Origin of the sequence: Chryseobacterium populi (genome assembly GCF_000282115.1) — a bacterium.
Classification (GTDB): domain Bacteria; phylum Bacteroidota; class Bacteroidia; order Flavobacteriales; family Weeksellaceae; genus Chryseobacterium; species Chryseobacterium populi.
In genome coordinates this window covers 12,402-26,451 of record NZ_AKJY01000041.1, presented here as the reverse complement: position 1 = coordinate 26,451, position 14,050 = coordinate 12,402, and the positions used below count along the sequence as shown (strand labels likewise).

Below are 14,050 nucleotides of genomic sequence, written 5' to 3'. Positions count from 1 at the left end.
TAAGCAGCAAAGCTAAGACCCTACCTCCAAACACTTTCAACCTTAATGATAAAAAATAAGGATACATATAATAAAAACTTTCGATTGCACTCAAAAGTTGAAATTATCAATTTTAAAACAGGGTTTTATAACCCCGTTGCTTTGGTTTCTAAGCCTCTTTCAGAAATTAAATTTTCTCTTACCCTTAAATTCCTGTAAGCTGCGATGGGATCTAAAGCGGCACCTGCCTGCAATCTTGCAGCTCTTAATAATGGACGAACATCTGTTCTGTAGGCGTTCTGCAAAATATCCTGCGCTCCAACGACATCATTGCTTAATTGTGCGGTTTTTAGCGCTTTCTGATCAACCAGAAGTGCCTGAGCATAGGCAATTAAAATAGCTTCTAAAGACTGCAGCAAATCTTCCAACGGATCTTTGATGTTGTGGCTTGCATCGATCATCCAGGCCGGATAAGGGTTTTGAGGATTGTTTTCCATCCCGTACACCAATTCATTGAAAATCAAAAACAAAGCATAAGGTTTAATAGAACCCACCGTCAAATCATCATCTCCATATTTACTGTCGTTGAAGTGGAAACCTCCTAATTTTCCTTTGTACATTAAGGTTGCAACAATCTGCTCAATATTGGTATTTGGTAAATGATGGCCTAAGTCTACCAAAGTGTAAGCCCTTTCGCCACAAGCATTGGCCAACATAAACGAAGTTCCCCAATCCTGAATGGTTGTTGAATAAAAATTCGGCTCGTAAGGCTTATATTCAATAAAAAGTTTCCAGTCTTCGGGCATTCCTGCATAGATTTCTTTTAAACTTTTCTCCGTGTTTGACAATGCCGTCTGAAAATTCAGTTGTCCCGGAAAACTTGCTCCGTCCGCCAGCCAGACCGTTAAGCTTTTTGAACCCAACTCTTTTCCGATCCTGATCACTTCTTTGTTGTGTTCTACGGCATAGGCTCTTGAATCTTCATTCACAGCGTTCAAAGAACCGAATTTGTAAGAGTGTTCAGCTCCTGTTTGATCCTGAAACGTGTTGGAATTCATCGCATCAAAAACAAGCCCGTGAGAAGCTGCTTTTTCTTTAATGGCTTTCACATCACTCGGAACATCCCATGGAATGTGCAATGAAACAGCTCCTGCAGAGTGCGTTAATGCGTGAATCAATCCCACATCATCTAATTTTTGTTCTAAAGTTGCCGGTTCGCCACCGTAAGAAAATCTTCCAAAACGGGTTCCTCCCGCTCCTAAAGCCCAGCTCGGGATAGCTACCTGGAAATCAGCAATTTTGTTGACAATCTCAGTAACACTGGTTCCTGATTTTGTTAATTTATTTTGTAGAAAATCGAAATCTGTAGTAAAATTTTCAATTTCTAGTTTATTATATTGTTCAATGATATCTTTTCCTATAACCATGATTTGATTTTTAAAATATTAAATTGAAAGTTTTAAACTTTAAACCATTGAGATTGATTAAGCTTTTAAGGGCAATCAAGAAAAATAAATTTCTTAAGAAGCACATATTAATATGACTTCATTCACGAATTATTTTTAATGGCTTAATTTTTTATTTGAGATTAAATCAGCAATTTAATAATTATCTTTTTTAATTTATCTTGGGAATGCATTTGCCATTCCTCCGTCTACATTGATGATGTTTCCTGTGGTTTTATCTAAGATGGCAACGCATGCAAAAACTCCGTTTGCGATGTCTTCAGGAAGGATAATTTCATTTAATAAGTTTCTTTTTGCGTAAAATGCAGGGAGTTCTTCAACAGAAATTCCGTTTGCTTTTGCACGGCCTTCTGCCCAGGCCCCTTCCCAGATTTTACTTCCTACAATCACCCCGTCAGGATTTACAACATTCACACGGATTTTATCTGTTGCCAATTCTGCCGCCAATAATCTTGTCATATGCTGCTGAGCGGCTTTTGCTGTTCCGTATGCCACGTTATTCGGGCCGGCAACCAATCCGTTTTTACTGGCAATATTAACAATATCTCCTCCTAAACCTTGCTTTTTCATGATTTCCACACCATTTTTTACCATCAAAAACTGACCTTTTACCAAAACATTTTCCAGTAGATCCCAGTCTTTTGTGGTGGTATCTTCCAATGATTTGGAGATCGCTAAACCAGCAGAATGAACAATGATATCTACTCCACCGAACGCCAGAATTGTGTCTTTAAAAGCATTAGCAATAGCATCTTCATTAGTTACGTCACAAGTAACCGCTATAGCCTGATCTTTACTGTATTTTTCTATAACAGAATTTAAAGCTTCCTGATTTAAGTCTGTAAAAACAACGACTGCACCTTCCTGAACCATTCTGTCAGCAATTGCCTGTCCGATTCCACCTCCGGCTCCGGTTACGATCGCAATTTTTCTTGATAATGGCTTTTCTTTCGGCATTCTCTGAAGTTTAGCTTCTTCAAGCAACCAGTATTCGATATCAAAAGCTTCCTGTCTTGGTAATGAAGTGTATTCTGAAATGGCCTCTGCTCCACGCATTACGTTAATTGCATTGACGTAAAATTCGCTTGCTACACGAGTCGTCTGCTTATCTTTTGAGAAACTGAACATTCCTACTCCCGGATAAATAATGATCACAGGATTCGGATCACGCATCGCAGGGCTGTTCGGATGTTTACAGGTTTCGTAATATTCTTTGTATTCTTGTCTGTATTGTTGGAAAAGAGGAGTTAATTTTTCTAAAATAGCTTTAGAATCACTTAAATCTTCATTTTTATCTAAAGTTAAAACTAACGGCTGAATCTTTGTTCTTAAAAAGTGATCCGGACAAGAAGTTCCAAGTGGCGCTAAACGCTCCAAATCATTGCTGTTGATGTATTCCAAAACAACATCGCTGTCTGTGAAGTGACCCACCATTCTGTTTTCAGAAGAAGACAGACCACGTAGCAACGGCATCAACTGAGCTGCTTTATTCTCACGTTCGTCAGCTGGGAGAGGTTCTATTTTTTGCCCGCCAAAAACCTGTCCGTTTTCCTCGATCTTTTTAGCAATATATTCAGAAGCCATTTCGATAACTTCCAAACTGTTGATGTAACATTCGTAAGAAGTATCCCCCCAGGTAAATAATCCGTGGCTTCCTAAAACAATTCCTCTGATTCCCGGATTATCGTTTAAACACTTTTCCAATTGTAATCCCAAATCAAAGCCCGGGCGCTGCCATGGAACCCAGCCCATTGTATCACCCCAGATTTCTTTGGTTATTTTCTCGCTGTCTTTTGCAGCAGCTACGGCAATTAAAGCATCAGGATGAAGGTGATCGATATGTTTGAATGGAAGTAAACCATGAAGAGGTGTGTCAATAGAAGGTGCTTTGCTGTCCAGATCAAAAATACAGTGGTTGAATAAGCCTACCATTCTATCTTCATCTGCTGAACCCTGGTACACATTTTTCAAGTTTCTTAATCTTTCTGTGTATAATCCGGCAATCCCTTTTCTTGTTAAAGTTCCGATGTCACCACCTGAACCTTTCACCCACATTACCTCAACATTTTCGTTGGTCAGCGGATCTTTTTCGATGGTTTTACAGCTTGTGTTACCTCCTCCATAATTGGTAATTCTTAGGTCTGTCCCTAATATGTTTGAGCGGTATAAAAATAAAGCCACCTGATCATTTCCCAAAGATGCTGCTTTGTTTTCATCCCATAAATAGTCTACGTATTTGAATGTTTTTACTTTTTCCATTGTTTGTCTTATATTTCTAAATTTTAACCAAAATTAGATCGTAATATTTTTTACAGCATCCCGTACTATACTGGTAAATACCATATTTAAAGATAAATTAACGTTTGAATTTTTTACTGACATTTTATATTGAGCTTCGTCTGTACTTTGATTTTAAATTGCAAAAGTCACAAAGATTAATACATAAATTATTTAAGTTCATCAATAAACTATAAATAAAAACACATAAGCTTTTAAAACATCTCTGATTTTTGTCCATTTACAGGCTTTTGCAGATAATTCTTAATTGTTTAAACAGGTTAAATGCTTTTAAGTTTAAATTCTCAATGTTTAAGGCAGGGATTAATAGCCCGGCAACTGGCTCAGATTTGGGTTATCCACCAATGGATGACCGGCAGAAGCCGCTGCAAAAGGCAATAATTCTGTTTTATTGGGTACAAATCCGTAGAAAAGACCGTCTCCTCCACCTTCGATCCAGTTCGGGTATGTTCCTCCGTTTTCAGCAAAACCGGTTGGTTTGGTATAGATAATATTACCGATCTGCAGTACATTAAACCCTCCTGTAAATCCTACCGCTTTTCTGGCATTTCCGTTAAAAGTACTTGTATAAGCCTGGAACATGTTGGCTGGATACCATTTGTCATCCGGAGCCACAGTTTGGCCGTGTGCTGTAACTATATTGGCTAATGCGGTCTGATATGCCTGTAGAGCAGTGGCAGTACCGTTTACAGGAACATTAGTTGCTACAGCAATTTCCGTGGGAGCAGTTAATTCAACATAAGTAACTGCTAAGAACGGATCTCCGTAGACCTGTGCATTCTGATGGTATTTATACAAACGGTAAACCGGGGTATTCACAAACTGGCCTGTACGGTTTGATAAATTTTTCATCGCCTGTCTTGTCGCTTCAATTTCGCTTGCCAAACGGTTCATTCTGATCAAATCTGTACGAAGATTAAATTCTCCTGCAAATTCCCATTTACGCTCCTGAACAATAGCAGTTTCAAATGCCTGCTGACCAGATGGCACAGGTACATTTCCGATTCCTGCCCGGTTTCTTACCTGCATTAAGGCAGCAGTTCCCGCAGCAGTTGGCCCTCCGTTCAAGTAATTTTGAGTTTCAGCATACATTAATAAAACATCGGAATATCTTAACAATGGAATATTTAAATTACGACCGTCTGCAGCCTGTGGCTCCACACACCATCCGATTCTGAATTTACCCGGCATAATACATGAGTATGTTGTTCCTACATCTACCCATTTGTCACTTGCATTTCCATTATTTAAGAAATAAATACTATACGAGGTACAAGAAACATCTCTGCGCGTATCCCCTGTATTGAAAGATAAATAATAGCTGGGTAATATAAACTGTAGAGCTTTACGGGAGCCGTAAGTTCCAGCACGTGAACCAGGATGTGCATAAACTCCAAAAGCTGAGTTTGTATTGGCACCATATTCAGCAATTTGCCAAAGGATTTCCGAATTGGTTGCAGAGAACTTTCTCTGACAGAAGTTGTACCATAAATATTCAAAGCCACTTTTTCCGCCCTGCGCCTGAACCAAAGAGTTCGTTCCTCCATTAATGATCGCGGCACAGGCATTATCCGCAATCTGGTACAATTGCTGAATTCTATTGTTATCACTACGACGCGACATCATTGCCCCACTTCCGGTATTCAGATCCCAACGAAGAGAATACCCTGCTGCATAAAGAGCAATTCTCGCCAATAAGGCATTGACTCCTTGTTTTGTTAACCGTTCTGTTGTAGTATATCCACTTTGAGCAAAATTTGGAATATTCCCTGCAGATTCCTGAAGATCAGCAATGATACGATCATAAATTTCATCCCTTGAAGTACGTTTTGGATATAATGTATTCGGGTCATTCGGATCCATCTCATCCAGAGGTTTAAAAACAGAAGGAACGTCTCCGTAAACACGAATTAAATTATAATAACAAAATGCACGGATGGCTTTAACTTCAGCCAATAAGGCATCACGTTTTGAGCTTGCTTCCATTTTGCTTAATCCGCTGACTGCAATATTTGTTCTTTCAATAACGGCATACATCGCAGAGTAAATCCCTGTTACCGTATTCGGAGTATAAGCATCATATTGATAGTTCGCAATATTATATTTGGAATTATTGGTAGAGCCATCTTCTGAAGAGTGCGTTACTGTATCGCCGGCTCCTAACTGATAATACATTTCAGTTGGAACTATACCTCTGTAGCAGCCCAGAACAAACATCTCTGCAGTATCTATATTTTTAAATACAGATTCTGTATCCAATGAATTGTAAGCCGGCTGATCCAGAAAATCATCGCTGCATGAATTCATCACTAAAACAGCCACGAAAATTGAGGGAAGAACTACTAATTTTCGTAAAAATACAGGAGTATTATATATATTTTTCATGATTTAAATATTACATATTAGAAAGTTAAATTAAGACCAAGTACATAGCTTCTTGAACGAGGATATGTAGAACTGTCATACCCGGGTGTAACAGTCACCCCGCTTGCTGCAGAAACTTCAGGGTCGTAGCCCGAATAGCCTGTAATTGTCGCCAAATTATTAATGGTAAAATAGATACGGGCATTGGACAGCATCACTTTATTTAAAAATTCTTTAGGAAAAGAATATCCTAATGTTACCTGGGCAATTCTCAGATAAGAACCGTCTTCTACATAGTATGATGATGGGTAGGCAATATTTGAAGTGTTTGTATTGCTTAAACTCCAAAGGCTTGAGCCTTCATTTGGATTCAGTTCTTTTAATCTTACTAAATTAGTTGTTGCCTGTCCCGTATTAGGATCGATCAGATGATAATAATTGTTTCCGAATTCTGAAGGAATATTCTGAAACATGGCGTATGGACTTAAACTTTGTTTAGTAGCATTATAAATATCATTCCCAACGCTAAATTTCATAAATACAGCCAGGTCAAAGCCTTTGTAAGAGAAATTATTACTGATTCCCCCGATAAAGTCCGGCGTACCGTTTCCGATCTTCTGCATTCTTCTTGTAAACTGATCTCCTGCTTCATTATCAGCAGCAAATTTCATATCACCCGGTTTAGGAGTTCCGGTTGCAGGTTTTACAACGCCCGGCTTTAAGGTTAATGATCCGTCCGGATTTTGGGTAAAATCGTCCGTAGTATAGATTCCCTGATAAATATATCCGTACATATCTCCTAATTCTTCTCCTACAGTTGCATAGTAGGTCACCATTCCCGTTCTGCTGCCTCCTACACTGAATGTTTTATTCAGTTGTCCGTTTTCAAGAGAAAGAACTTTAGATTTGTTGAAAGAAATATTAAGGTCTGTTGTCCATCTGAAATTTTCTGATTTTAAATTCACGGTATTTAATGTGAATTCCATTCCCCTGTTTCTCATAGAACCGATATTCTGATATTGTCTTGAATATCCTGAAGAAACGGGAAGCACACTTTCGAAAAGCATTTTGCTTACGTTATTATTATACCATTCGGAAGTTAATTTAATTCTGCTATTAAAAAAAGCCAAATCCACACCAATATTGGTTGTTCTCAGCTCTTCCCACTGAAGATCACGATTTCCCCAGTTTGTACTGGTAACATATGCCGGATATCCCTGCGTATTGTTTATCGGATAATCTGTAAGTAAAACATTGGTTCTCCATAAGTTATTAGCAACACCATTGTTACCTGTTACTCCGTATTCAATTCTTAATTTAAAATCATTAACGATTTTATCAATTTTATGACCCTGCCAGAAATTTTCCTGAGAAACACGCCATGCACCCGCTACAGATGGAAAATATCCCCAGCGAGAACCTTCTGCAAATTTTGAGGAACCATCCGCACGTATTGTTCCTGTAATTAAATAACGATTGTCATAATTATAATTCACACGGGCAAAATAGGAAAGTAAGCTGTTGCTTGATCTGTCTGTATTTTTATCAGCTACCGTTGCGTTGGCAATATCATCCAACCCGAAATTAGGATATGGGAATTTTGTAAGTCTCATGCTGCTTCCTTCGGATTCTTCATACCAGATTTCGTTTCCGATTAAAGCATTTACCTTATGTTTTTCACCAAAAGTTTTATTATAATTTAAAGTATTGGTGATCTGATAACGGAACGTTTCCGCATTGGCGATATTTCCGTTGATCCCTGTGTTTATAGGATCTGTAAGAAACGCACGGGAATTCTGATCTGAAAATGATGTTGATTTGCTGTTTGTCCAGCTATATTGTCCGGCAGTTCTCCACGTGAAATTTTTCAGGAAATCAAACTCGATACCTGCGTTGGCTACGAATGTTCTGGTACGTTTGTTTGAAGTTGAGGCCTGAGTTTCGATGTATGGATTTTCTGTATCAAAACCGGAATCCAGAGCCGAATAATCCGGGAAAGTCTGGGTATTGAATAACTGATCTTCTGTGAATAATGTACCTCCGTTAATAGGCTGAAGAAGGATTTTTTTCATTCCGGAATAAGCACCTCCCCCGTTTACGGAATTATTTGTAAACATTGTATTAAAGTCTACCCTTACCCCTTTATACAATTCTGAAGTGATATTGGCACGTAATGAATTTCTTGTTTCGCTATAATTTTGAAGCAAACCATCCTGCTTATTGTAATTATAACTGATGAATGCCTGCGTTTTATCATTTCCTGCAGAAACGTTCACATTATGGTTTTGGGTTACTCCTGTTCCTCCCAACATTCTTTCCTGCCAGTCGAGAGCATACGCAGATCCGTAACGGTTGGCAATTCTGTTATATGCTCCTGTATAAAACCCTGGTGTGTCTGTTCCTAAGCTATTATCAAAAACATTACTCCATTGTGTTGTTTTTCCCTGAAGCTGGGCCAGCTCATATTGATATTTCACAAACTGTTCCGAATCGGAAACCATATCCAGCTTCTTAGAAAGCATATCGAACGACATGAAGGTGTTGTAGTTGATAACTGTTCTTCCTTTTTTCCCACTTTTAGTTTTAATAACAATAATACCATTGGAACCACGGGCTCCGTAAATGGCAATGGCAGAAGCTCCTTTTAAAACATCGATACTTTCGATATCATTAGGATTAATCACATTCAAAGCGTTATCCAATTGGAAACCGTCTACAATATAAAGCGGATCAGAACTTTGAGTAATGGAAGAACCGCCCCTGATCGTAACGTTTGCACCGGCTCCCGGAGCACCACCTGCTGTCACGATATTCAAACCTGCGGCTCTTCCCTGCAGCGCCTGTAAAGCGTTCATTGCCGGTGTAGCCGCTAAATCTTTTGCAGAAACTGAAGAAACAGATCCTGTTAAGTCTGACTTCTTAACTTTACCATAACCGATAACGACTACTTCCTCAATATCTTTTGTGTTTTTCACAGTATCATTTACCGCCTTTTGCCCCCAGATAAAACTTGTTGAAAGCATAAATGCCGGAAAGACTATTCGCTTTATATTTTTGTGTTTAACTATTAAAGACATATATTAATTTTTATGTTACCAAAATACACCGTTACAAAAATTCGGGCATCCTGCAATATCCTGTATTGGAATATTCATAATTCATCATAATTAACTACAATATTTAATTTATATTCTAAAATAAATAACAAAATACTAATAAATCATTAATCATTCAGTAAAATATTTAACTAAACCGTGAATTAAAAACTCCCATTTTAAATAGACATTCTTTTTTTAGAGTAAAATTACTTCTCATAAAAAAAAGACACTGAAAAATCAGTGCCTTTAAAAGAGCTAGATTCTAACTCTGAAACTATATGAATGGATAATGTGAAATCGTTACATGAAGCACAAAAAAGCTTTATCTCAAAGAATTTCCGTAGCCTACCATCAGAATAGAAATAAATATTACAATCATTCCGACAGTAATGGTGGTAATGGTTTTTTTGGAAACCCCTTTCCATTCTTTAATGATAATTCCCCATAAATTAGCAATAAAAATAATAAATGCCATATGTAAAATCCAGGAGCTGGCACCATTTCCCATTTTACTTTCGCCCATACCGTAAAAGAAAAACTGTAAGAACCACATGGTTCCGGCAAGCGCACAGAAAATCAGGTTTCGTACAACCGGTACATTTCTTTTGGTGTAATCTGTATATGATTTATTTTTAATGGCTAAATAAAGACAGCCCACAAGATTGACTGCCATCCCGCCCCAAAGCACAACAACATATGTTACATTGTTTTGAAAAAGGAATTCTCCCTGCCCCGGATTTGCCGTTTTCCATAATTCATTGGCTACGATTGCCATTGGCTTTCCCGCTTCCAGTCCGAAGTTGAAACACGCACTTAAAACACCGGAAATGATGGAAACAATTAATCCCAGCCCGAATTTATATTCCGTTTTTATTTCTGCGCCGTGAGGATCTATTGAATCGGTTTGCAGCTCTTTTTCCTTCATCATCCCGGCTTTTCCACTGATGATGATTCCGATAACACAAATCAGAAGTCCCAGCAAAACAAACTGTCCCCATCTGCTGGAAAACAGCAAACCGATGTTGTCTTTTCCTGTTTGCGGAGAAAATTCATAATAAATAGAAGGAACGAGCGAGCCAAATACCATACAAAGCCCCAAAATAATGCTGCTTCCAAGTGCTACTCCCAAATACCGAACCCCCAAACCATAAGTAAAACCTCCAATTCCCCACAAAGCACCAAACAAAAATGTCAGCCCTAATATGGAAGAGCTTTCATTCTGAATAATTCCCCAAAAATCAGGAATGGTAAGAAATGCAGCAAGCGGCGGGACAATGATCCACGAAAAAATTCCGCCTATTAACCAATAGGTTTCCCAGGACCAACCTTTTACTTTTTTATAGGGTAAGTAAAAACTCCCTGAAGAAAAACCTCCTAAAAAGTGAAAAAAAACTCCTAATAATGCATTCATAATTTTATCTTATGGATTGAATTTGAAAATTAATACTATGAAATCGATTGCGCATCTTGTAGTGTCATGTTGTAATATTAATTCTTTTATCTTGAAATCGAAGATTCGATGTAGTCAAACAAAAAAATCAAAAATTCAAGACTTGGAATCATCCGTTAAAAATTAATTCTATTCTCTAAAAATTCTAAAACTTGCGCGATTTCAATATGAGTTCTTCGATTCAATATTAGTCTCGCGCTTCAAACAGTAGAATTTTCTTAACGCTCCTGCTTTCTAAGCCGATATTAAATCAGTGAAAATTAAATATTTGAATTGGTTTATTTTAATTGATAAACTTCACTTGCAGCAAGCAACAGACAGCCTAAACCATAATCTTCAAAATCAGGCTGTTTATCAACGGCAAGCGGCTGACCGTCTTTAGGCTCTTTTCCTGTTCCCTGAACCCAGCCCAAAAATCCATTCGGCTGAACGGAATCTTTTACAATCGCGTTCCAGGCTTTTACAACAACGGGGAAATAAGTTTTTTTATCAATCAAACCTTTGTTAATTCCATACGCCATTCCATATACAAACAGAGCGGTTCCCGTCATTTCTTTGCCTCCGAAATTGCCAGGATCATGCAGACTTGCATTCCAAAAGCCATCTTCCCTCTGAACAGGCAGCAAAGCTGATAACAGGTCTTTGTAATCCTGTAAATATTCTTTATAATGCGGGTCGGATTCCGGAGTGTCTTCCAGCGTACGTGCTAAAGCAGCAACTACCCATCCGTTTCCGCGGCTCCAGTAGCAGTCTTCTCCGTTGGGCTCGGTGTAAGGAGGAACGAAGCTTTTATCCCGCCACCAAAGCTTATCCTTAGGATTGTATAAGCCATTTCCTCCATGCTTATATTTTGTAAAAGCATACATTTCATAATTTTTATCGAAATACTTTTGCTCACCCGTAATTCTGCCTAGTTTCGTAAAAATCGGCATTCCCATTTGAAGTGCATCAATCCACCACCAATCATCCGATTTTTTGGATGCAATCATACTGTCCATCGAGGCTTTCACAAATTTTATTCTCTCCGGATTTTTTTTGCCATCAATTTCATAAAGATCAAGATATGTTTGTCCGCAAGCCTGATTGTCGGCGTTACGGGTATAAGTTCCACGCATCATATCCCAGTTGTGTTTTTGAGACCAGTCTATGGCATAATCGTAATATTCTTTTTTGGGATCTATCTTATATAAAGCCATCAGGCCTTCATAATAGACAGCTCTTGTCCACAGATTGCTTGGCCAGACTTTTTTGCCGACAATTTCCTTTCCCGCATCCGGCCATTTGTTCATGAAATATTGATTTGCCCTCTGTGAAACTTCCAAAACTTCTTTTTTATCCGGAAGATTCACATTCTTTGCATTCACTTGTTTTTGAAGTGAGCAAGAAGATAAAACTCCAAAAATCAACGCAAAAAAAGCGCTTCTCATTAGTACTTTCTTCATAATGATATCTATTTTTTTATTTTCAGTATAATTAGTTTAAATATTTGTTTAATTATAAACCATTAAGATATATTTAAGGCTTAACGGTATGAATATTTGGAGCAGGAACCTTTGAAACAGATTCATCCAGATAATAATCAGTATGAGGAGGCTGGTTGTAGCCTACATTCTGCCAAACAATGCTCAGCCGGTATTGCGGATTATGCATCAATGTGTACAAACGGTGCTTCGTCGGAATTGTCGAACTGAAAATCCGAAGCTCCTGATTATCTGAGGTTCTGTAAATCAATTCTTCCCGCCAGTCTCCAAATAAATCGGCAACCAAAGAAGGGTTTTTCTTGGTTCCGTTGTTTGATTCACATTGAAAATCTTCAGCATCAAAAATTAGATTCGATTTTTCTTTCATCCAATCCCATTTTGACACGGAAGTTCCGTCTAAAATTTCGCTTAAAAAATCTCCATCCCAATAAATTCCCATATTACAGGCAGGGTTTTTATTACTGATTTTTCTTCCTTTAGTATCATAAATGCCTTTCAGCCCGGCTCCTGCGGCCCAGGATTCCGAACCCTGATAACGAGGATCGATGTTTAAAGACAATCCTCTTCCCGGTCCCTGAAACTTGCCCTGTTTACTGTAAATTAAAGAAGGTAATTTCCATAAAACCTTTCCCGTTGCTCCTGCTCTGAAGTGCGCACCCGCATCATCAAACCTTTCCTGAATATCAAAAATTTCCAGTCCGGGATTTGAAGGATCCAGATCACCGACATGCAAAGCATCACCGTGACCAAAGCCTGTGCTGTTCAAGACTTTCCCGTTATCATCAACCGTCATTGCACCAAAGATAATTTCATCTTTTCCGTCGTTATCAACGTCGGCAATACTCAAATTATGGTTTCCCTGACCACGGAATTTTTTATTTTCTTCCGGGCTTTCTGTATCAAAAAGCCATCTCAAACTGAGCTTCTTATCTTTATAATCCCAAGCTGCGATTGCCGTTCGGGTATAATAGCCTCTCGACATAATGACACTGGGAGTTTTACCGTCCAGATAGGCAACTGCACCCAGAAACCGGTCTACACGGTTCCCTTTTGCATCACCCCAGGTTTCTATAAGCTGTTCGGAAGACGGGTTCAGGCTGTCTTGAAATCTTGGGACAACATAATTAACCGTATTAATTTCTTCACCTGTTTGTCCATCAAAAACAGTCAGGAATTCCGGGCCTGAAAGGATGAATCCGTTTTCATTCCTAAAATCTTTTCCAGGGTCTCCGATGAATTTTCCTTTACCGTCTCTGCTTCCATCTGCCGTTTTCATAACCACTTCTGCTTTACCGTCCTGGTCTAAATCGTACACTAAAAACTGTGTGTAATGTGCCCCTTCCCTGATGTTTTTTCCTAAGTTAATTTCCCACAACAACTTTCCGTTTAATTTATAAGCCTGAATAATGGGTTCATCCGTAAAGCCTTTCTGACTGTTATCCTTAGATTGCCCCGTTTGATGAAGGATAATCTCATACTCGCCATCACCGTCCAGATCGGCAACAGAAGCATCGTTGGGCGTATATCCGACCGGAGTTTTTAAAGGAATTGAAAAATAGGGTTTTTGATTAGCAACATATTTCGCAGAATCCTGATCAATGTACTGATATTGGGTATTGGATTTCACGAAATAAGTGTAATTCTTTGTTGTATCTGCTGTTGTATCTAAAAAACTGGTTTCGCTAAGCAAAGGTTTTTCGTTCAGTTTTTTACTTTTATTATTTTCAATACGGTATAAATCAAACTGAATATCCTGAGGTTCTGTCCCCAACAAACGCCAGCTCACAAAAACCCCTGATTCTGAGGGCATCGCGACAATTCCCCTTTTCAAATACTCCATTTTCCTCTGTGCTGAAAAGAGCTGTGAAAAAAGAACCGTCATTAAAATAAAGTTATATTTTATATTCATAATTC

Annotated in this window: 7 protein-coding genes; all 7 read right to left on the bottom strand. The window is 38.4% G+C overall.

The features are described 5' to 3' along the window. Window positions 1-125: 125 nt before the first annotated feature. The 7 genes from PMI13_RS11410 to PMI13_RS11380 all read right to left on the bottom strand — a co-directional run bounded on the left by PMI13_RS11410 (window position 126) and on the right by PMI13_RS11380 (window position 14,045). Window positions 126-1,406, bottom strand: a complete 1,281-nt coding sequence (locus PMI13_RS11410; protein WP_007843779.1) for a TIM barrel protein — start codon at window positions 1,404-1,406, stop codon at window positions 126-128. Window positions 1,407-1,601: 195 nt separating this feature from the next. Then, on the bottom strand, window positions 1,602-3,704 hold the full coding sequence (locus PMI13_RS11405) for a bifunctional rhamnulose-1-phosphate aldolase/short-chain dehydrogenase (protein ID WP_007843778.1): 2,103 nt from the start codon (window positions 3,702-3,704) through the stop codon (window positions 1,602-1,604). A gap of 342 nt (window positions 3,705-4,046) precedes the next feature. Continuing rightward, window positions 4,047-6,128, bottom strand: a complete 2,082-nt coding sequence (locus tag PMI13_RS11400; RefSeq protein WP_007843775.1) for a RagB/SusD family nutrient uptake outer membrane protein — start codon at window positions 6,126-6,128, stop codon at window positions 4,047-4,049. Between the two features lie 17 nt (window positions 6,129-6,145). Next, window positions 6,146-9,184 carry a SusC/RagA family TonB-linked outer membrane protein gene (locus PMI13_RS11395; RefSeq protein WP_007843768.1) on the bottom strand — a complete coding sequence of 1,013 codons (3,039 nt, stop codon included), beginning with the start codon at window positions 9,182-9,184 and terminating at the stop codon, window positions 6,146-6,148. 343 nt (window positions 9,185-9,527) lie between these two features. Beyond that, the gene (gene rhaT, locus PMI13_RS11390) at window positions 9,528-10,616 is read right to left on the bottom strand and encodes an L-rhamnose/proton symporter RhaT (protein ID WP_007843766.1); all 1,089 of its coding nucleotides are present in this window, start codon (window positions 10,614-10,616) and stop codon (window positions 9,528-9,530) included. Between the two features lie 317 nt (window positions 10,617-10,933). Next, window positions 10,934-12,097, bottom strand: a complete 1,164-nt coding sequence (locus tag PMI13_RS11385; protein ID WP_007843764.1) for a glycoside hydrolase family 88/105 protein — start codon at window positions 12,095-12,097, stop codon at window positions 10,934-10,936. A 73-nt stretch (window positions 12,098-12,170) separates the two neighbouring features. Then, window positions 12,171-14,045, bottom strand: coding sequence for a rhamnogalacturonan lyase (locus PMI13_RS11380; protein WP_007843762.1), 1,875 nt, complete (start codon window positions 14,043-14,045; stop codon window positions 12,171-12,173). Window positions 14,046-14,050 lie beyond the last annotated feature (5 nt).